The 21,190-nt window shown below is 40.1% G+C and carries 16 protein-coding genes; 1 reads left to right on the top strand and 15 read right to left on the bottom strand.

Annotated features, from left to right (window positions below; translation table 11 throughout):
* Window positions 1–1,806 (bottom strand): ABC transporter permease, encoded by a 1,806-nt coding sequence (locus tag T498_RS0110095; protein ID WP_028235802.1) that lies wholly within the window; start codon window positions 1,804–1,806, stop codon window positions 1–3.
* A 54-nt stretch (window positions 1,807–1,860) separates the two neighbouring features.
* Complete coding sequence (locus tag T498_RS0110090) at window positions 1,861–3,234, bottom strand: hypothetical protein (RefSeq protein ID WP_028235801.1); 1,374 nt, start codon at window positions 3,232–3,234, stop codon at window positions 1,861–1,863.
* A 237-nt stretch (window positions 3,235–3,471) separates the two neighbouring features.
* Between T498_RS0110090 and T498_RS0110085 the strand changes: the two genes are divergently transcribed.
* A complete protein-coding gene (locus T498_RS0110085) occupies window positions 3,472–4,755 on the top strand; it encodes a hypothetical protein (RefSeq protein WP_028235800.1) in 1,284 nt (427 codons plus the stop codon).
* Window positions 4,756–4,822: 67 nt separating this feature from the next.
* Here the strand turns inward: T498_RS0110085 and T498_RS0110080 are convergent, their stop codons facing one another.
* The 13 genes from T498_RS0110080 to T498_RS0110020 all read right to left on the bottom strand — a co-directional run bounded on the left by T498_RS0110080 (window position 4,823) and on the right by T498_RS0110020 (window position 20,928).
* Complete coding sequence (locus tag T498_RS0110080) at window positions 4,823–5,584, bottom strand: response regulator transcription factor (protein ID WP_028235799.1); 762 nt, start codon at window positions 5,582–5,584, stop codon at window positions 4,823–4,825.
* Window positions 5,577–7,286: a sensor histidine kinase gene (locus T498_RS0110075; RefSeq protein WP_028235798.1), complete on the bottom strand. Its 1,710-nt coding sequence runs from the start codon at window positions 7,284–7,286 to the stop codon at window positions 5,577–5,579. Before T498_RS0110075 ends, T498_RS0110080 begins: the two co-directional genes overlap by 8 nt.
* Window positions 7,279–8,346 (bottom strand): extracellular solute-binding protein, encoded by a 1,068-nt coding sequence (locus tag T498_RS0110070; protein ID WP_028235797.1) that lies wholly within the window; start codon window positions 8,344–8,346, stop codon window positions 7,279–7,281. The genes T498_RS0110075 and T498_RS0110070 overlap by 8 nt, the downstream gene beginning before the upstream one ends.
* Window positions 8,309–10,549, bottom strand: a complete 2,241-nt coding sequence (locus T498_RS0110065) for a glycoside hydrolase family 31 protein (RefSeq protein ID WP_036978362.1) — start codon at window positions 10,547–10,549, stop codon at window positions 8,309–8,311. Before T498_RS0110065 ends, T498_RS0110070 begins: the two co-directional genes overlap by 38 nt.
* Before the next feature lie 91 nt (window positions 10,550–10,640).
* Complete coding sequence (locus tag T498_RS0110060; RefSeq protein WP_028235795.1) at window positions 10,641–11,354, bottom strand: adaptor protein MecA; 714 nt, start codon at window positions 11,352–11,354, stop codon at window positions 10,641–10,643.
* Between the two features lie 111 nt (window positions 11,355–11,465).
* Window positions 11,466–12,374: a dihydroorotate dehydrogenase gene (locus tag T498_RS0110055; protein WP_028235794.1), complete on the bottom strand. Its 909-nt coding sequence runs from the start codon at window positions 12,372–12,374 to the stop codon at window positions 11,466–11,468.
* On the bottom strand, window positions 12,374–13,138 hold the full coding sequence (locus T498_RS0110050) for a dihydroorotate dehydrogenase electron transfer subunit (protein WP_197019952.1): 765 nt from the start codon (window positions 13,136–13,138) through the stop codon (window positions 12,374–12,376). The genes T498_RS0110055 and T498_RS0110050 overlap by 1 nt, the downstream gene beginning before the upstream one ends.
* 32 nt (window positions 13,139–13,170) lie before the next feature.
* The gene (gene pyrF, locus T498_RS0110045; protein WP_028235792.1) at window positions 13,171–14,094 is read right to left on the bottom strand and encodes an orotidine-5'-phosphate decarboxylase; all 924 of its coding nucleotides are present in this window, start codon (window positions 14,092–14,094) and stop codon (window positions 13,171–13,173) included.
* Window positions 14,095–14,379: 285 nt separating this feature from the next.
* Complete coding sequence (locus T498_RS0110040) at window positions 14,380–15,657, bottom strand: dihydroorotase (RefSeq protein ID WP_028235791.1); 1,278 nt, start codon at window positions 15,655–15,657, stop codon at window positions 14,380–14,382.
* A 544-nt stretch (window positions 15,658–16,201) separates the two neighbouring features.
* Window positions 16,202–18,751 carry a heavy metal translocating P-type ATPase gene (locus T498_RS0110035; protein WP_028235790.1) on the bottom strand — a complete coding sequence of 850 codons (2,550 nt, stop codon included), beginning with the start codon at window positions 18,749–18,751 and terminating at the stop codon, window positions 16,202–16,204.
* A 24-nt stretch (window positions 18,752–18,775) separates the two neighbouring features.
* A complete protein-coding gene (locus T498_RS0110030; RefSeq protein ID WP_242839231.1) occupies window positions 18,776–19,120 on the bottom strand; it encodes a metal-sensing transcriptional repressor in 345 nt (114 codons plus the stop codon).
* Window positions 19,121–19,231: 111 nt separating this feature from the next.
* Window positions 19,232–20,107: an aldose 1-epimerase family protein gene (locus T498_RS0110025; protein WP_028235788.1), complete on the bottom strand. Its 876-nt coding sequence runs from the start codon at window positions 20,105–20,107 to the stop codon at window positions 19,232–19,234.
* A 125-nt stretch (window positions 20,108–20,232) separates the two neighbouring features.
* On the bottom strand, window positions 20,233–20,928 hold the full coding sequence (locus T498_RS0110020) for an L-ribulose-5-phosphate 4-epimerase (protein ID WP_028235787.1): 696 nt from the start codon (window positions 20,926–20,928) through the stop codon (window positions 20,233–20,235).
* Between the last annotated feature and the right edge of the window lie 262 nt (window positions 20,929–21,190).

Raw genomic sequence — 21,190 nt, 5'->3', positions numbered from 1 at the left:
TTACTTTCCTCCAATTCCGCTGTCGAGGCTAGCTCCAGTCAGCTTGTTTACCAATGTATTAAAAATCAAAATCGTAACAATCAATATGAGATTGATTGCACTTGAGAATGCATATAGTCCCATCTCGTCAAAGTAATCAAGTGTTGTTGATAAGATAAATCCCTGTGTACAAAGAAGCAGGAATAATGACAATTCTCTAAGGCAGGTCATAAATGGAAGTAAATATCCACTAATGATAGATGACTTTTGAATTGGAATGATGATTTTCACCATTCTCTTTATCCAGGATGCATTCTGAATAATAGCAGCCTCCTCAAGCTCATTACTAATTTGAAGCATTGAATTTAAGGAGCTTCTGGATGCAAATGGAATATATTTTACTACACCTGCAATAATCAAAAGTGTATATGTGTTGAACAGATTAATATGTTCGTTAGAGAACAGGATAAAGAATGCTGCTCCTACTGCAATCGATGGCATCAAATATGGAAGGAATGCCACATTGTTAACGTAGTTCGCCCATTTACTTCTCCTCTTTTTAGCTACCGCATATCCGATAAGTGTTCCGATTGTTCCGGCAATCAGTGCACATATCACTGCAAGTAATAATGTTCCAAAGAACGCATGCCAGATTGTTTTGTTGTACAAAATACCCGACTGGCCATACATACCACTTTCAGTGATATTTTGATTTGTAACCCACCACTTTGTTGTCAGGTGGGCTAAGTTTCCTGAGTATAGGAAACTGTAGTCACCTGGGTTTGGAAGGAAGGTTTCAAGTGCAAAAAGAATAATAGGCCAAATACTTGTAAAGAATGTAATTATCATAAATACAATTCCCACAACATATTTTCCTGCTTTTCCAATTGTAAGTTTTGTAAGCTGACCAGATTTTCCAGTTACAGTCGTATAATTCTTTCTACTCTTAAGGCTCATCTGGTTCATTCCAAGAATCAGTACACCAAATACCATCATGATAATTGCAAGAATTGAAGCCTCACCAGTGTAAGTACTGTTCATTGAGATGTACTTTGTAGAAAGAGTTGTTAGATTCAAATAATGTGGAACCGGGTAACTTCCCATAGCACTACCAAACACAAGCAGGATGGTTGATAGGATTGCAGGCTTTATCATAGGAAGTGTAACCTTGAACATTATCTTCCACTTTGGAGTATCCAAAATTGTGGCTGCTTCTTCCAGGTTTGCATCCATATTTTTAAAGATGCCACCAATCAAAATGTAGGCAAATGGTGCGTAATGAAGTCCAAGTACCATGGCACTTGGGAACACTCCCTGACACCACCAGCTTGGTAAATATATATGAAAAATAGCTGCTAATAATCCATCTGAAGTTCCAGTAACTTTGTTACTGTAAAACATGTGCTGCCACACAACGGCAAGTGTCCACTGTGGCATGATGTACGGAAAAATAAAAATTGAGCTTAAATATCTCTTAAACTTCATATCTGTTCTTGTAACCAAGAACGCAAACAAACCACCAAATAAAATAGAAATAAAGCATGTTAAAACAGATAAAATAACTGTATTTAAAAGTGGATTCCAAAGATTTGTCTTGGCCAGGCGGCTTGTAAACAAATCTATGTAGTTTACAATTGTGTAGCCCTCTACTCGTCCTGTGAGATGTTGGTCGATTGTTCCAGGATGTATTTTTAATGTATCCTGAACTATCGCAACAATGGGAGCCACTGTAGAAAATGTCAAAACTATTCCAAACAACAAAAGAATTATATTCTGCGGCTGCGAGAACCATGTTTTGACTTTATTTTTAAATATTGCACTTTTCATAGTCTCTCCTTTTTAAAAGAGGTGCCACTGGTTCGTGGCACCTCCACAAATTATTTATTCTTCCCCTGTAGAATAATGATCCTGAACATCTATCCAGCTACCAACTGAGAATGAAACTTCTGAGCAATATGTAGGGTCCTCTAATACAAGCTTGCCATCTGTTGTCCACCAATCGTAACCTCTATCGTTCTTTGCTGGGAACTCATCTCCGCCGCCTTCGCTGTGGTGATATGTTTCCTCGATAGCCTTTGCTACTTCTGGGTTAGATGAATATCCGCCCATGTCTTTGCCCCAAGCATCGAAGCCCTGCTCTGTTGTTGTCATGAATGCGATAAATGCACATGATGTCCATGGAAGTGGGCTGTTCTTTGTAAGGAATAAGTAATGGCTATATCCATATCCACCGATTCCTGTGTAGCCATCCTGGTATGCAGCTACGTTAATGTTGCTTACTGAAACTGATGATGACTCTTCTACTGAACGAAGCTTAGAATATACTAACAATCCAGACTGATCTTTTGCTGACTTATCCACAAGTGTATTGCAGATAGGACCATCATCTGTCTGCTCGTTATAGTTGTTAATCCAAAGCTTAATCCATGCAAGTGCATAAGCGCCATTTGCTCCAAGACCTAAGTCGTTAGCGTCAGACTGCATTGCCTTAATTGTTGGCTCGAAATATGCCTTCTTATCTGCATCAAGAGCATCATATGCTTCCTTGAGCCAACCTGCATACTCATCTTTTGTAAGCATCATAAGGAAGTTCTTTCCTACGATTTCTGAATCAACTCCCATGAATAATGGATGCGAGCCTTCGTATACGAAATCCCAGCAATTTGTATATTCAGCTGAGCCTGTATTGTTGTACATAAATACCTTATTGATTGTCTGAAGGGGAAGGAAACCTTCGTACTCATCAGGTGTTGTACCATTTGCCTCTGCCCACTCCTTTGGTACATATGTCTTAAGGATTCCAGTGTCAACCATCTTCGACTGAATCTGGTTACCATCCTGAATAAGAGTCATGGCAAATGTGCCTTCGCTCTTTAATGAATCTGATGTTAGCTGCTCAAAGATTTTATTATTCTTTGGCTGCTGCCACTCAAATTCCATATTGTAATTTGGATCGATTGTCTGTAGATACTCGATAAATAGAGGAAGTGCTGATTTACCACGGCTTGAATTTCCAACCCCATAGAATGTCTTGCCGTTAGACTCCTCAATAGCTTTCTGTGCCAATTCCTCCAAGGTCATTGTTTCTGCCTCAGCTATAATGGCATCAATCCCTGTAAGCTCCTCAGCAGCCTGTTCTGTACCTGTTCCTGCTGAATTTGCACCACCACCTGAACCTCCAGAGCTACCGCAACCCACTAGTCCAGCTAAAAGCATTGATGATGCTACTAATAGTGATAATATCTTCTTTTTCACGTTTTACCCTCCTTTGCATCGTGCATGTTTCACTTGATGTCTTAATTATAGTTGTGCAAAATATCTTAATACAGATGGCAAAACTGATATTATTTGTAAAAAACTGACATATAAACTGTTATACATCGTCTAATCCCCTAACCTATTGCTTATTCCGCCCGTATTTTGTAGACTTGCCACCACACTTTTTGTATAATACTTAAAGATTTTTCAATAATATATTTAAGGAGAAAATGTATGAAAAAGAAATTAGTAGCGGGCCTTTTAGCTATGGCTATGGTGACATCTATGTTCACTGGCTGTGGCAAGGCAAAAGACGATGCGGATAGCACCGAAAAATCGGAGTCATCTGCAGACGAAAAATCAAGCAAGGATTCAAGTAGCAAGCTTGACAATTCAAAGGGCAGAGTTGTAGGCCCTGATTCAAAATGGGACGGTGTATTCACTGATTCTAATGGCAAAAGATTTTGGGCTGGAATGACAATCAACGAAATCATTGAACAAGGATGCGCTGTAAGCCCAAATTATTTTTCTGACGATCACGATGTAATTATGAATGCGGCAACTGAAATGTCAGTGGCACCACTTACCGATAGTGAAAACGCTGGTAGTGGATACGATTGCCTTAGAGTGTGGGATGTTGATGGCGACAGCTTTTCTACCAATCACTTTGATCAGAAGGTATGGTTTTACAACCCATATCCATATGCAGTTCCTTTTAGCGAATGCAAAGTTAGCGGAATTATAGCAGGCCTTGGAGATATAGAAGGCGCCGACGAATGGGACACAAATGGTGATGATTCACTTCAATTCGAAGAATTAGAGGCAGTTTTTGATATTGCTCCAATCACAAACGAATATGATACTCATCTCTATCCTTTTGAAGATTTCGTAGTTGATTTTATGGCTGACGAAGGTCATATCATGCGTTCACCAATTCAAAGTGATTGTCGCGATGTTTTGGTTGGACACGACGATGAGTTAAGTGAATATAAGAGAAATTTCACACGAGAATACAAGACAGAGAATTTAGATACTTCGCTTGATTCATACACCTTCAAAATGGCAATAGGTGAATACACAATTGACTTATCATACTTTGATACTATTGAAGAAATGACCAGAACTTACCTTGAAGAATCTGATTACACCAGCAAATTCTTTGTAAAAGGAATCAATGCAGACGGTGAATATGTACAAGTGACACTTGAGCAGGGTGATGACGAGCTATATTGCTATGATATGGAAACATATGCAAAAAAGAACACTTTAGACTCTGAAGCAGCCGGCGGCGAAACAATTTATTACAGAACTTCACCATACAATTCTGTTTCAAAATTTGCCAACGGAACTATTCTGCTAGATGTTAGTGTTGATGGTGCCCCTGATGCAGCACACACACTTTCAATCAAACATCAAATCGAAAGCATCATTTCTGGAGACGGCTTAGATGCCACAGCAACCCCAGAAGAAGATGTTGAAGCCGAAACTGAAACTGAAGCTGAAACAGAGGCTGAGTAAGCCTAAATAATGGCGGACACGTTTGTGTGCCCGCCATTATTTTATGCATACAGCAGTTTATAGGCTATCACAATCCTTTAGACTGATAATCTGAGGGAGATTTTCCCACTAGCTTCTTAAAAGTGTTAGAGAAATAGGCAATATCCTGATAGCCTACTTTATCCGCAACCTCATATACTTTAGCTGAGACATCTTTAAGATAGTCCATGGCTTTACGTATTCTATATCTGGTCAGATAGTTGTTTATACTTATCCCTGTCTCAGACTTAAATAAGCGACTTAGATGCCCTTCACTAACACTAAGCTTTTCTGCAATTCCAGTGATACTAAAATCGTTATTACTGAAGTTCTTTTCTATATATTCTAGGACATTACATACGTACTTATTCTCCACATTTTCCTTATTCACCAATGAAATCAGCTCATTCTCCAGCTCCATATTCGCAGCATCTTCATTCGGATGCAGATGCATCAATCTTTGCACTGCTGCTTCAAGCTCACCATCTTCAAATGGCTTTAATAAATAATCGGACACACCTATTCTTATAGCAGCTCTAGCGTACTCGAAGTCATCATAGGCTGTAAGAAATATCACCTTAGTGTCAGGATATTTTTCTATTAGCTCCTCAGCCATTTCGATACCAGTCTTTTTAGGCATTTTGATATCTGAAATAACCAAGTCCGGCTTCAATTCCTTGGCAAGCTCAAGTCCTTCCACTCCGTTAGAAGCCTCACCTACAACTTCACAATTTATCAAAGACCAGTCTGTGCCATTCTTGACTCCAGTGCGCACATATTTTTCGTCATCAACTATCATTACTTTAGTCATTATTCTCTTCCTCTTTGTTGAATGGAAGCACCACCATAATCTTAGTGCCCCCCTCTTCTAACCGTTTGGCACTGATTCCATAATCCTTGCCATAATATAGCTTAACTATCGTATTTACGTTATTAAGCCCTAAGTGACCTTCCAAGGAGTCCAAATCGTCTGATTCCAACACCTGTATCATCTCATCACTGATTCCTTTGCCATTATCCGTAATGGTAATTGTTAAGTCATCCTCTACCAAATATGCTTCAACCATAAGTTTTCCATCATCCATTTCTTCCATTCCGTGAATGATGGCATTCTCAACAAGTGGTTGCAATATCAGTTTTGGCACAACCGCCTTTAAAAGATTTTCTGGTACATTTATTTGCAGCTCAAATCTGTCATCAAATCTGATTTTCTGAATATCGCAGTAGTTTTCTACCAGCTTAAGTTCTCTTTCTAATGTACAAAACTGTTTTTCAGAAATACTGGTTCTAAGGATTCCTGCAAGGGATGCAGAAAGTGTGGCTACCTCTGGAACCTGATTAGCTTTTGCTACCCATTTGATTGTGTCTAAAGTATTGTATAAAAAGTGAGGATTTAGCTGTGCCTGCATCATGGCGATTCTTGTTTCGTTTATTTTTCTCTCTGCTGCAACCTGCTCTTCCATTGTATCTTTTAGTTGAGTGGTCATTTTGTTAAAACCTGTAGCAAGCTGTTCAAACTCATCTACGCGATTAAACTCTATTTTTGTATCAAAATCGCCTTTACGAAATTGCTTCATAGCAGCTGTCAGCCTTAATATCGGCCTTGAAAAATATTCGCTAAGTCCTGTTGCAACCATAAAGCAAATCACCACACTAACCAGCGCCAAAAACAATATAATTTGATATCCAGCCTTAATAGCAGCCTGCTCCAACGGCTGGGGTGTCACATAAATGCTTACTAATCCTGTATCTCCAAGTTCATCAATATACACATTTGATGTTATTCCATCTGTGTAAAGTCTGTTGTTTATGAAATTGTACCTTACCTGTGATAATAGCGTTCCATCTTTTGCCATACCAAGCTGGCAATACGGACGCATATACTTATTTGCAAGAATGAATCCATCCTTTGAATTAATGCTCCCCGCCAGGATATTATTAATATCATCCTGCTTTATTCTAACTACCACTGTGCCCTTAACTATTCCATTTGCTATCTGCCTGGCAACTAGAAGGCTGGCGCCTTCATCACTAGCATTGTTAGGATCAAGTGAGTAAATTGTCTTGCCCTGATTGTCACCAGCTTCCTTTAATACAGAATACTCCAAAGGAAGAGATGACGATACTCTGTTTTGACTTGTGTTAAATATACAGCTTCCATTGGCATAAAGCTCTACTGTAGCAAACTCTCGTACAAGTGCTGTCTCATAGTAAAGCTGCTCATATATTTTCTGATTATCCCTTGGCACATCTGAAAATGAATTTTCAAGTGTGTCGTTTTCTTCTATAGCCTCGATTGTTGTTTCAGCCAGCTTAAAAGCATTCAACAACTTTTCATTTATAAGTAAATCCTGCTGCTGATCCTGCTTTTCATAGTCACTTTTTATTCTAGCCTGAAATCCCTGCAGTGTCAGAACACCTCCACCTATGACAAGAGCAAGTGTGATGGCCAAGAATACAAAGAAAATCTGTCTTTTAAAAGATTGATTAATAAAATTAATTTTCTTATTCATCTGCCGCACCTCGCAAGCTTCGCCATTTGGAGAATGTTTTATCTTCCTCTGCAGCTGATTTTGCAATATCAAAATCTACAAGCTCAATAGAATCAAAGTTTCTACTTGAATATATATCCGTCCTAACTGGTCTTCTATAAAATGAATCCATAGCATAGCTTTGGGTGTCGTAATTTACAACAAAATCTATGAATCGGCCTGCATTATAACTATGAGGTGCATTTTTAATGATTGCCACACCATCTGGTACAGCACTTGTCTTGTCTGGAATGACCATAACGATATTGCTACCTGCGTCTATTTCTTTTAGAGCTGTCTCCTCCAAAGTAATTCCTACCAGATAGTTACCATTAGAGACTTCTGATATAACCTGACCGGAAGATGCCAATATATTTCCATCCAGCTGCTTGTAGAATTTTTCGACAGTATCCTCTGGTTTTTCATTAAAAAGCTGAGCCATTGTAGAAATAATGGTGTAGCTTGTTCCCGAGCTTTCTATATCTGCAAATGCAATTTTGCCTTTCCATTTTTCATCATATATATCTTCAAAGCTCCTTGGCACAGCACTTGGCGCCACAAGATTTTTATTGTACACAAACACTATTGGCAATTCTGTAAAAGGTGTCCAAAGGTTCTCATCATCAATATATTCCGCATCCAGTTTATCTAAATCAGCAGCCTCATATGGCAAAAATAAATCTTTACTAGCTTCATATGATTCTACTCCACCACCAAACATAATGTCACACTGACCATTTTCCGCAGCCTCCTCAGCAGCCTGCATCATTTCAGCTGTTCCGCCAGCATGTATATCAACCCAGATTCCTGTCTGATTTTCAAACTCTCTGATTATAGGAAGATATACTTCTTTCTTATGAGATGTGTAAACTATTAGCTGATTGTCCTGTGGCACAGCATATTTATCAGAAAATGCCTGTACCTGAGCATTTCTATCATTATTTCCACAGGAAGAAAGCAGAAGCACTAACGCTTCTGCTAAAACAAGAATTTTGTATTTTATCTTAGATTTTCTCCCACTGAATGTCCGTGTATTTTTCATATCCCTCATGCAGCATATCACAATCCAGCTTGCCATCCTCGTACGTAAAGCTGTAAAGGTTATACTCTCCCTCTAAGTATTCGAAATCTTCTCCGTTGTCCTGATAATGGGTGCCCCAGGCGCTTTCACCTGCTATAAGAAGCTTTAGTGTATCGTATGGTTCTTCCCCAACATACTGAACTTCCTCATACATTGGAATGATTGAACCTTCTTTTATGAAAATTGGCATCATATCAATTGGGGCATCAACAATTATGTGCACCCCACCAGAAAAACGCTGGCCCGTCCAATAGTTGACCCAGGTGCCAACAGGAAGATAAACCATTCTTTTTGTTGCGCCCTGCTCTAAGACTGGAGCAACAAGCATATTTTCTCCAACTAAGAACTCGTTGTTTAGATTAAAAGTGTTTTCATCATCCTCGTAATGAAGCACAAGTGGTCGCATTACAGGAAGTCCTGTTATCTGGCTTTCAAATAACAAATCGTAAATATAAGGTAAAAATCTATAGTGAAGCTTTACATACTTTCTATAGATATCTAGAACTGTTTCACCAAACTGCCATGGCTCCTGATTCATCTGGCCTTTTGCGCAATGATTTCTATAAAATGTGCAGAAAGTTGAAGCCTCTATCCACCTGATAAGCAACTCTGGATTAGTATCGCCGCCAAAGCCTCCAATATCAGTGCCAGCTATTGTAAATCCGCTCATTCCTAGATTACATAGCTGTGGAATCAACATCTGCAAATGTGACCATACACTCTGATTGTCTCCAGTCCATACTGCAGAATACTTTTGCGTGCCAGCATAGCAAGCTCTGGTTATGACCAGTGGCCGCTTGCCAGTAAGCTCTTTCATTCCCTCATATGTAGCCTGACTCATAAAATGACCATAAACATTATGAGCCTCCTCATGATTTGTAAGCCTGTCGTTTACAGAAAACTTCACATCAAGTGGCAATGGGCCATTGAAACTGGCTGGCTCGTTCATGTCGTTCCATATTCCCTGCATACCAATATCAGTTAAAGCTTTATGATTACCTGCCCACCATTTTCTAACTTCTTTTCTACCGAAATCCGGATAAACAGATTCTCCTGGCCACACTTCATTAGTATAGACATTGCCATCTTTGTCATGGGCAAAGTAATCCTTTTTGATTCCTTCACTGTAAATTGAATAAGCATCATCAACCTTTACTCCAGGATCAATAATGCAAACAGCCTTAAATCCATCCTCTTCAAGCTCAGCTATTAATTCCCCTGGCTTGCCATATTCCTTTTCATCCCAAGTGAATACTCTAAATCCATCCATGTAATCAATATCATACTGAATAGATTCACAAGGAATTCCATGTCCTCTCATTTCCTTAGCGACATTTCTAATATCCTCTGCACTCTCATAGCCCCAACGACACTGATGATATCCTAGGGTCCAAAGCTGAGGAAGCGGTGCTCTTCCAGTAAGATATGTATAATGCTCAACTACATCTGCGATATTTTCGCCACCCATGAAATAGAAATCCAGATTTCCATTATCAGCTCCATAGAAGAAATAATTATTATTCTCCTTGCCGAAATCTAAATAACTATGAAATGTATTATCAAAAAACATTCCATAAACATAGCCTGCTCCCTTTCCAATAAAAAATGGAATGGATTTGTAAAGGGCTGGCATATTTTCATGGTGAATCTGAGGGATATCCGAGTTCCAGTTTTCGTATGCATAGCCTCGCTTATTTAGGAATCCGGTCTTGTCGCCCATACCATAAAAGCGCTCTTCGTTTCTAAGATTGAATAGCACTTGAATGGCATACTCATGCTTTTTTAGATTATGAGTATCATGACCTTCCGACTCCAAAAATCCAATGGCCTTGTCTGAATAATTATCCTTAATCACACGCTTGCCCTGATAGCTGGATAGAATCTCATCCCCATATCGGTCTAAGAAAGCAAACTGGAAATTCTCCATTATTTTCAGTGTGACCTGCCCTGTTTTAATTTCAATTCCTTCTTCCGTCTCATCAACATCGAAATCAGTAGGCACTGTCACATCGCCTTCAATTGCTACAGATTTATAATCCGCCTTCCACTTTGGAATCAAAAATCTTATTATCTCATCTGTAATGACTTGAACGATTAGCCTCTGATTATTAGATTTGATTTCCACAGTGCTGTCATTTACTTCCCATGTAAAAACTTTCCCCATCCAATTCTGTCCTCCAAACATCTATCTTAATGACTTTATTTTACTATAAATAGGCAATAAAAAAAGCGCCTAAGCGCTTTTTTCACAAAATCTAAATTTTAGATAAAACATTAACACAGTCGTCACTAATCAGATCTCCATGCTCTAGAAGGAATGCTCCATCAAAGCTTTCTGTAAACATCTGAGTTGCGAACTCTGCAAGAACTAAAATCACTGCAGATATCTGACGACGTGTAAGCTCAAAATTGAGCTTGATGTAATAATCATCACCATAGCGATATAATGCACTCTGCATTCCTTCGTACTTTGGAAGATGCTTGCATAAAACAATTGCTGCATCTAAATCAGGAAGAATAGCCCATAATGGTGTATCTAAATACTGAGCTGTAACCTCATCTGTATCATCGCTAATAGTTTTAGCTGATTGAACAGGTACATCTGCTGTGCCTGCAGAAACAGTATTTGCTGCAGGTGTTGCCGGCGTCTTTGTTGTGGAAAGAGTTTCCTGCAAACCTGTTAAATGCTTTTTCAATTCCTCAATAGCAGTTGCCAGTCCTGTGCTTGAATCTGGAGATATAAGTAGTGCAACATCGCCCTGAGGCATAACTGTCATCTGCACACTATACGCCTTAGCGTGAGTCTCTATTCCAAGAGTCTCACATGCTTCCGCTAAAATATCCCTAATAAAGCTCTGGGTTTTCTCCTGGTCACTGACGAAATCACCAAGCTCCATGCCGCTCGATTCCATTTCTTCTTTTGTGATGACACAACGTATCTTGTCCTCACCTATCTTTTTGAACTTCATCAGCTCCCCTCCTTTCAAATGTGGACGTAAATAAAGTTTAGCAAATCGAATTAAAAGTGTCACGGAATTTTCTGCGTATATTGTGTGAAATTTCAGCGAACATGAGCGGAGTTATTTTACTATTCCGATAATATCATTGATATCATCAATTTTCTTTCTCTCCATGTAGTTTATAACGCCCTGCAGAATATCTGTTGTCGCTGTCGGATTATAAAAATTCGCTGTTCCAATTGACACCGCTGTGGCACCTGCTAAGATCATCTCCACTGCATCTTCCCATGTTGAAATACCGCCCATTCCGATAATAGGAATGTTTACAGCATTTGCACATTCATATACCATTCTTACTGCTATTGGATGGACTGCAGGACCTGACATACCACCGGTCTTATTAGCTAGAACAAAGTTTTGACGCTCGACATCGATTTTCATTCCTGTGAGTGTGTTGATAAGTGATATTGCATCTGCCCCACCTGCTTCTGCTGCCTTTGCCATAACCTTTATGTCTGTGACATTTGGAGAAAGCTTCATGACAATTGGCTGCTTTGCATGGGCTTTAACAAGGCGAGTAATTTCTTCTACTGCCTTTGGATCCTGTCCAAAAGCAATGCCGCCTTCCTTTACATTAGGGCAAGAGATATTGATTTCTAACATATCAACTCTCTTCTCTGAAGCTAATCTATCAACCACTTCAATATATTCTTCGGCTGAATGTCCACAAACATTAACCAGAACACGAGTATCTTTGAAGCTTTCTAGAAATTTTAAATCTCTTTCGCAAAAAACCTCTACTCCAGGGTTTTGTAAGCCGATTGCATTAAGCATTCCAGAGCTAACCTCAGCTATACGAGGGGTAGGGTTTCCAGCCCAAGGAACGTTTGCTACACCCTTTGTAACAACAGCTCCCAGTTTATTTAAATCCACAAATTCTGAGTATTCCATGCCGGAACCAAAAGTTCCAGAGGCTTCCATAATTGGATTCTGAAATTCAACTCCTGCAATCGTAACCTTTGTATTCATTATAGGACTACCTCCGTTGACAAGAAAACTGGACCATCTTTACATACTCTTTTATTATTCACATGGCTGTGGTCATCTTTTTCCTTTGACTCACAAACACAACCTAAACACGCACCAACGCCGCATGCCATGCGCTCTTCCATTGATACATAGCATTTGATATTTTTAGCTGCTGCATACTCTGCTACACCCTTAAGCATAGGCTTTGGACCGCAGGCATAAATCACATCTGCCACTAAATCATTTTCCTTCATGGCATCCACAACGGTTCCATGAACTCCCACTGAACCATCATCTGTTGCAACTATAAGCTCTGATGCAGCATCGATAAACTCGTCAGCAAGGAATAAATCATCATTGCGATAACCCATAACAGCAACAACATCATTTCCAAGCTGCTTTGTAAGCTCAAGCATTGGTGGAACTCCGATTCCGCCACCAACAACGATTGCCTTGCCAGGCTCAAGAGGGAATCCATTTCCAAGAGGTCCCATAACCTCTACTGAATCACCTTCAGTAAGGCTCGAAAACTCTGTAGTTCCCTTTCCCACAACGCGATACACTACTCGCAATGTACCATTTTCTTTATCTATCTCACAAATGCTGATTGGTCTTGGTAAAAGCTTACTGCCATCATTTGAAAAAATGCTGATAAACTGACCTGGAACAGCATAAGCTGAAATTGTAGTTTTAAGTAATAGGCTATAAACACCTTCTGCCAGTTTCTTTTGTCCAATAACTTCGGCTTGTTCTTTTATTTTCATAATGTATGTAGACTCCTTTTTTGAATGCTGTTTTAAGCCTGTAGGGCACTACGAATATCTGCAAGCATATCTTCTACTGCTGCACGGCTTGCGCCTGCAAAGTTTTCTTCACCGTACTTAGCGTACTTCTCCTGCTGATATGCAGCGATGATTCCACGGCTTGAATTTACAATTGCTCCTAAACCATCTTCATTAAAGAAGTTTACAAGGTCTGCTCCTTTACCTCCCTGTGCGCCGTAGCCTGGCACAAGAATATAAGTATGTGGCATAAGCTTGCGAAGCTTTGCTCCCATCTCTGGGTATGTAGCACCAACAACAGCACCAACGTTTGAATAGTTTCCTTCTCTTGTCTCAGCGCCCCATTCTTCAATCTTCTCTGCCATATGCTCATAGAGTGGTCTTCCATCAATCAATCTATCCTGGAACTCACCTGATGAAGGATTTGATGTCTTGCAAAGTACAAAGATACCCTTATCCTCTTCTTTACAAACGTCCACGAAAGGCTTTACACCATCTGTTCCAAGGTAAGGATTAACTGTAGCCATATCTGCATCAAAGCCTTGATACTTGTAATCGCCAACCTGAACTGAACCAAGATGACCAAGAGCATATGCTGTAGATGTTGAGCCAATATCACCACGCTTAATATCTGCAATGACAACAAGACCAAGTTCTTTAGCATAATCAACTGTCTTTTTATAAGCAATCATTCCAGGAATGCCAAAGCTTTCGTACATAGCGATCTGTGGCTTTACAGCTGGAATCAAATCTGCACAGGCATCCATAATCTGACGGTTGTAATCAAACATTGCCTCGCCAACTGCCTCAAGTGTCTGGCCATACTCTGAAATGTACTTATCCACCAAGCTCTTTGGCATAAGCTTCATGGTAGGATCCAAACCTACAACGATTGGTGCGTTCTTCTCTTTAATCTGATCAATAAGTCTTGTTATCATATATCCTCCTAATCCGGTGGTTACGGCTACAAGCCTTATATTTCCCCGTTCGACTACACGTCTCACTAAGGAAATATAAGAGCTTGATGCCTACCAGCTCATCTATATTTTTCACTGCTCTTACTATTCTATAGGATGGTTACGCTCACACCACCTAATACTATGACTTCTTGCTGACAGAAAAAGGAAATTGTCAGCAAGAATCCTGCTTTGCAGGACATGAAAATAGATAAATCTATTTTCATGGTATTTACGATTCTTGAAAAACTGATGTTTTTCAAGAATCTATACGCTATATACGACCTTGCCACCGAAGATAGTGGTGACTACCTGTCCTTGCACGCGGCGGCCTTCGTATGGCATATTTTTTGACTTGCCTGCAAAATCTGCTGCATGAATCTCATATTCAACTCTTGGGTCAAAAATTGTGATGTCGGCTATTTTACCTTCTGATAAATCTCCTAGATTATCCATTCCTAAGATTCTTGCTGGATTGCTGCTCATATATGCAGCCATTGTAAGGGGTGTGATAAGCCCTGACAAAACAAGCTCTGTATATGCAAGGCTTGCTGATGTCTCAAGCCCAACAATTCCAAATGGTGATGAGAAGCCCTTAGCTTTTTCCTCCGCTGTGTGTGGCGCATGGTCTGTGGAGATAACTTCAAAAACACCTTCTGCCAAACCTCGTCTAAGTAGTTCTCTATCCTCAGCAGTTCTAAGTGGTGGATTCATTTTGTAATTACCATCTCCTGGAACAATATCATCCTCTGTAAGAGTAAAATGATGCGGGCAAACCTCGCCAGAAACCTTTATTCCTCTAGCCTTTGCTTCCTTGATAATGTCGTAGCTTTCTTTTGTAGAGCAATGGCACAAATGAAGTGTGGCGCCAGTTTCTTCCGCAAGCATAATGTCTCTTGCTTCGATTATGTTCTCGACTGCGTTACTGATTCCTTTTTCTCCCATAGAATCAGATTTTGCTCCCATGTTCATTACACCACCCTGCACAAGGTTGATATCTTCGCAGTGAGCAAGCACTGGAACATTTTCCTTAGCGACAATCTTCATAGCTTCTCGATACAGGCCTGAATCCATAACAGACTTTCCATCCTCAGAGATTGCCGGAATACCTGCCTTTATCATGCCAGCTAAATCAGAAAGCTCCTTGCCTTCCATTCCCTTCGTAACTGAACCGACCTGAAGAACTCTGGTAAGGCCTACCTCTTTAGCCTTGTTGTGAACGTAATCAACCAGCTCTGGATTATCTACAACAGGCTTTGTGTTTGGCATTGCAAGCACTGTAGTAACACCGCCTCTTGCTGCTGCCTTGGAACCTGTTTCTATATCCTCCTTGGCAGTCTGGCCTGGATCTCTAAAATGAACATGCATATCGATGAAGCCTGGCATAACATAACAGCCCGCCGCATCAATAACTTCATCAGAAAAAACGGGAACAATTTCAGCCGAAATAGCTGAAATAATGTTCCCGTCTATCTTGATATCTAATATTTCATCTGTGTTTGTAGGTGGGTTAAGGACCCTTCCATTTTTAATAATTAGACTCATATTAACCTCGCTTTTTGCTAAACTGTAAGTAGTATAGCATAAACAGGGTAACTATGAAATACATAGATTCTTGAAAAACATCAGTTTTTCAGGAAGCGTAAATACCATGAAAATAGATTTATCTATTTTCATGTCCTGCAAAGTATGATTCTTGCTGACAATTTCATTGTTCTGTCAACAAGAACCGGAAATAGACCAATATTTTCTGAAAGAAAATGTTGCTTGGCGAAGCCATGTTTTTGTGGGCTTTTTCCTTAAGTAGCCCACTAAAAGTCATATATTTATCAACTACATACATTACTACTAAAAACAACCGCCTATATGTAGTTTTTCGGCCCGGATGAATTGCACGCAACTCAATTCTCCATACTATTAACAATTATCCATCAATAATATGTAGTTCATTGCATTTATCATCTATAAATAATAAAAAAACTACATACTATTGCAACAAGTAGTGCACTAGTATGTAGTCTGTAATTTTTTCCTTTATACCTATACCACAATTATTACCCCAGAAAATTTCACCTGTATAGTCTGCAAACTAGCCGCGGATGCCTACATATTCATAGCCAGCGGCTTCTACAGCAGCTTTGATGTCTGATTCTGCAACATCAGCAGATGTTTTAAGAGTCACGAGATTCTCATCGTGGTTAGCAACTGCCTCGTCTACTCCTGTAATTTTCTCAAGAGCTTCCTTTACATGTGCTTCGCAGTGTGCACACATCATTCCTTTTACTGTGATTTCCATAGTATTGTTTTCCTCCTTGATATTTACATGGTTATTAATAAGCATGTCATGTCCCAATGAATTTTTATTAGGTTTGTCTTTTGAGTTGTCATGCATTTTAAATAGATTTAGCCTTAAAGCATTTGTCACAACACAGAAGCTTGAAAGACTCATTGCAGCTGCGCCAAACATTGGATTAAGTGTCCAGCCAAAAGCATGAATATATGCACCTGCTGCAAGTGGAATTCCTACTATATTGTAGAAGAAAGCCCAAAACAAATTCTCATGAATATTCCTAAGAGTTGCGCGACTGAGTCTGATAGCTGCTGCAACATCCGACAATCTACTTTTTACAAGTACCACATCTGCTGCATCTATTGCTACATCTGTGCCGGCTCCGATGGCTATTCCCATATCTGCACGGGTAAGTGCTGGAGCATCGTTGATTCCATCACCAACCATCGCTACTTTACCAAACTCCTGTAGCTTTTTGATAACTTCTTCCTTGCCATCAGGCTTTACTCCAGCGATAACTTCATCTACTCCAGCTTCTTTTGCTATAGCCGCTGCAGTCTTTTGATTGTCGCCAGTAATCATCACCACATGAATGCCCATCTTTTTAAGATGGTCTATAGCTTCCGCTGAGTCATCCTTGATTACATCAGCCACAGAAATAATGCCTAGGTACTTTCCTTCTTCAGCAAACAGTAGTGGCGTCTCGCCTTTCATCGAAAGCCTATCCGCAAGGCCTGTGATTTCTTCGGTGATTGGAGCGTGTACACTGATTAGTTCCAGGTTGCCGCCAAATACTTGCTTGCCATCAAGCACTGCTTGTAAGCCATGTCCTGCAAGAGCCTTAAAATCGGATACTTCGGCAGGCTCCATGGCATTTTCAAGGCCAAATTCTACGATTGCTTTTGCAAGAGGATGTTCTGATTTATTTTCCAGAGCAAATGCTACACGCAGTAAATCAACATCGTCTACGCCTTCAGCTTCAAAAATTCCTACAACCTTTGGCTCTCCCTTTGTGATAGTGCCTGTCTTATCTAAAGCAACGATTTGTACCTTACCTGTCTCCTCAAGAGATACGGCCGTCTTAAACATGATGCCATTTTTGGCACCCATGCCATTGCCTACCATAATAGCAACTGGTGTTGCAAGGCCAAGGGCACATGGACAGCTGATTACCAGAACTGATATGGCACGAGCCAGTGAATATCCAACAGGCTGACCAACCAGCATCCAGATGATAAATGTAATGAATGCAACTGCAATTACCGCTGGCACAAACACACCTGACACTCTATCAGCAATCTTTGCAATAGGCGCCTTAGTTGCAGCTGCATCACTTACCATCTGAATTATCTGCGAAAGTGTTGTATCATTACCTACTCTTGTGGCTTCACAAACCAAGTATCCATTTTGATTGTTAGTGGCTGCCGAAACCGTATCCCCCACCGTCTTATCAACAGGGATACTCTCGCCAGTCAAAGCTGCTTCGTTGACTGCGCCACTTCCATCAATTACTACTCCATCTACCGGAATGTTATCGCCTGGCTTTACCACGAATCTGTCGCCTATTTTAACCTGATCGATTGGGACTTCCACTTCATTGCCATCTTTAAGCACTACAGCAGTTTTCGCTGCAAGCTTCATTAAATCCTTCAGGGCGTTTGTTGTTTTGCCCTTTGAGATAGCCTCAAGCAACTTTCCTACAGTAATCAACGTAAGTATCATAGCTGCCGACTCAAAATAAAACTCATCCATCAGCTTCATTACAGTATCATGGTCTTGATTAACTGCTGCAATAGTCATGGCAAACAAGGCATACACACTATAGATAAAAGATGCACCAGATCCCATGGCAACTAATGTATCCATATTAGGTGCACGATGCAAAACCCCTCTGAAACCACTAACAAAAAACTTCTGATTGATAACCATCACAAGTCCCGATAAAAGCATCTCATAGATTCCCATGGCTATATGGTTACCCTCTAAAAATCCAGGTAGTGGCCAATTCCATAACATATGTCCCATACTTACATACATAAGTGGAATCAACAATATCAAAGATGCAATAAGGCGATTCCTGATTTTAGGTGTCTCATTATCTTTTAAATCATCATCATAATTTGGAACTGAGCTTGTGACATTGTTATCATCAGACTTAACACTGGCACCATAGCCTGCGTCCTCTACAGCTTTTATAATAGCTGCTGCATCTGCACTTCCCTCAACTCCCATGGAATTGGTAAGCAAGCTAACAGCGCAAGCTTGTACGCCTGGCACTTGTGCTACAGCCTTTTCCACCCTAGCTTGACAAGCAGCACAGCTCATTCCCGTAACATTGTACTGTTTCATTTTCTATCCTTTCATAATCTACGATTATCGCATGAGCTTTTGTAAGACTCCCACAAGCTCATCCACAACATCCTCATTACCCTCACGGATGTTATCAGCGACGCATGTCTTTACATGATTTGCAAGAAGAACTTTGTTGAAGCTGTTAAGAGCTGATGTGATAGCAGAAACCTGCATAAGAATATCTGTACAATAAGCATCCTTCTCAAGCATATTCTCAACGCCCCTAACCTGACCTTCGATTCGCTTAAGACGATTCATCAAATCCTTAAATTCCTTTTCATCACGCTCTTTGTGCTTGCCAGAACAACAGCATTCGCATACTTCTTCTTTGATATCTTCCCTATTTCCCATAAATAGAACTCCCATTTTGCATACCCCCTGTGGGTATAATCTATATGTTCATAATATACCCCTATAGGGTATTTGTCAAATAGACCAGGGTAAAAAAAGTAGGAGATTTTCTCTCCTACTCAATGATTACAATATAATTATGTCATAACTTGTTTTGAATATCTCGTTACTCTCTAATACATTACCGTATTCGCGTTCTTCAAGCTTTTGATTAAAGCCTACTCTATCGCATCGTCCGTACCAAGGTTCAATACAGACAAATGGTGCATGCTTTCCAACTGGAGACCACACGCCAAATAATGGTGTAGGGCAAGTTACCGCTACGATAGGTTTCTTGTTTTGATCCAAGAGAGTCACCTTGTCTGCCTGCTGGCCCTCTATTACAAGTGCATCCTTTGAAAAAAGCTTATCTGACATTTTTAGCATGCCATCCTCAAGCTGATATTTGTCCTGCTCATCTGAAAGACATCCACTTCCATCTAATGCAATAACATTTGCAGTTATTTCACCTACAACTTTTCCGTTTTTCTCAAAGCAAAGATAATCAGTGTCAAGATTACAATTAAATGCTGGATGGGCACCAATAGAAAAATGCATTTTTCTGCTATCTGTGTTTTTCACATCCCAGCACACCTTAACCGAATCCCCAGCCAAAATGTAAGTGATTACAAGATTAAAATCAAAAGGATATTTTTCATGAGTGCTTTCATCTGAATTCAATTCAAATACAAGCTTATCTGCTTCTTTTGAAACTAATGCAAAATCCATATCTCTGGCAAAGCCATGCTGCCCCATTTCATATGTCTTTCCTTCATAAATAGATTTCTTTTGGAAATAGCTTCCAACAACTGGAAATAGAACTGGAGCTGTTCTTCCCCAATAAGCACTATCAGCCTGCCACATCATTTCAGTATTATCGCATTTACGAATTAAAGATTTAATCTCTGCGCCGTGTTCTGCAACAGTAAGCTTTAGTTTTTCATTTTCTATTACGTGATTCATAACATATCTCCTTCATACATACTGATTAAATAATACCCCACTCTACTATTTTTCTCCAGTAAAAAAGACGGCTCGATTAATCGAACCGCCTTAATAATGTTAGTTTCTGCTCATATAGATTATTTTTAGTTTTGTCCGTAGTATGCATTTGCACCGTGCTTACGATTGAAGTGCTTATCGCGAATGCAATCTGGAGCTGGCTGAACCTGTGGGTTTACCTGCTCTGTAAAGAGTGCCATCTTAGCAACCTCTTCAAGTACAACTGCGTTGTATACTGCCTGGTCTGCATCCTTACCCCATGTAAATGGGCCATGATTCTTGCAGATAACACCTGGCACATACTTTGTATTGATTCCTCGCTCTTCGAAAGTCTCGATGATTACCTTACCAGTATTTACTTCGTATGCCTCATCGATTTCCTTCTCAGTAAGATTTCTTGTGCATGGAATTGTTCCGCAGAAATAATCTGCATGTGTTGTTCCATATAAAGGAATATCACGGCCTGCCTGAGCCCATGCTACTGCATAAGTAGAATGAGTATGGACTACTCCGCCGATATTCTCATACTTCTTATAAAGCTCACAGTGAGTAGCTGTGTCAGAACTTGGTCTATACTTCCCCTCTACTACTTCACCATCAAGATTTACAAGTACCATATCCTCTGGCTTTAAATCATCGTATTCTACGCCAGATGGCTTAATTGCAAAGATTCCAGACTCTCTATCGATTCCAGAAACATTGCCCCATGTATAAGTTACAAGACCACGCTTAGGAAGCTCCATGTTGGCCTCGTACACCTGCTTCTTTAACTCTTCTAACATTTTATCTCTCCTAGTCCGTCCGTTACGGTAACAAGCATTCTGTTGACCGTTACGCTCACAAGCATTATGATTTCTCCGCTTCGCATAAAAAGCTCCGCTTGAGAAATATAATAGCTTGTTAGCTACAGCCAACATCATACTTGTTACCTACGAACTCATCTAATATCCGAGCGGCAACTCAACCTTGGCGAGCGCGAGCAGGGAAGTATCGTGCCGAGCTAGGAGGGAGCCGCGAAGCGGAAAGTTGCCTAGCTCGAGTACG

Origin of the sequence: Pseudobutyrivibrio sp. MD2005 (genome assembly GCF_000621865.1) — a bacterium.
In the GTDB taxonomy this organism is placed as follows: domain Bacteria; phylum Bacillota; class Clostridia; order Lachnospirales; family Lachnospiraceae; genus Pseudobutyrivibrio.
Note: the sequence above shows the minus strand (reverse complement) of the source record. Positions and strands in the feature narration are given on the sequence as shown.

Coding starts and splice junctions, on each gene's coding strand:
- T498_RS0110095 (WP_028235802.1), bottom strand. CDS start 1,806: ATGAAAAGTGCAATATTTAAAAATAAAGTCAAAACATGGTTCTCGCAG.
- T498_RS0110085 (WP_028235800.1), top strand. CDS start 3,472: ATGAAAAAGAAATTAGTAGCGGGCCTTTTAGCTATGGCTATGGTGACA.
- T498_RS0110080 (WP_028235799.1), bottom strand. CDS start 5,584: ATGACTAAAGTAATGATAGTTGATGACGAAAAATATGTGCGCACTGGA.
- T498_RS0110075 (WP_028235798.1), bottom strand. CDS start 7,286: ATGAATAAGAAAATTAATTTTATTAATCAATCTTTTAAAAGACAGATT.
- T498_RS0110070 (WP_028235797.1), bottom strand. CDS start 8,346: ATGAAAAATACACGGACATTCAGTGGGAGAAAATCTAAGATAAAATAC.
- T498_RS0110065 (WP_036978362.1), bottom strand. CDS start 10,549: ATGGGGAAAGTTTTTACATGGGAAGTAAATGACAGCACTGTGGAAATC.
- T498_RS0110060 (WP_028235795.1), bottom strand. CDS start 11,354: ATGAAGTTCAAAAAGATAGGTGAGGACAAGATACGTTGTGTCATCACA.
- T498_RS0110055 (WP_028235794.1), bottom strand. CDS start 12,374: ATGAATACAAAGGTTACGATTGCAGGAGTTGAATTTCAGAATCCAATT.
- T498_RS0110050 (WP_197019952.1), bottom strand. CDS start 13,138: ATGAAAATAAAAGAACAAGCCGAAGTTATTGGACAAAAGAAACTGGCA.
- pyrF (WP_028235792.1), bottom strand. CDS start 14,094: ATGATAACAAGACTTATTGATCAGATTAAAGAGAAGAACGCACCAATC.
- T498_RS0110040 (WP_028235791.1), bottom strand. CDS start 15,657: ATGAGTCTAATTATTAAAAATGGAAGGGTCCTTAACCCACCTACAAAC.
- T498_RS0110035 (WP_028235790.1), bottom strand. CDS start 18,751: ATGAAACAGTACAATGTTACGGGAATGAGCTGTGCTGCTTGTCAAGCT.
- T498_RS0110030 (WP_242839231.1), bottom strand. CDS start 19,120: ATGGGAGTTCTATTTATGGGAAATAGGGAAGATATCAAAGAAGAAGTA.
- T498_RS0110025 (WP_028235788.1), bottom strand. CDS start 20,107: ATGAATCACGTAATAGAAAATGAAAAACTAAAGCTTACTGTTGCAGAA.
- T498_RS0110020 (WP_028235787.1), bottom strand. CDS start 20,928: ATGTTAGAAGAGTTAAAGAAGCAGGTGTACGAGGCCAACATGGAGCTT.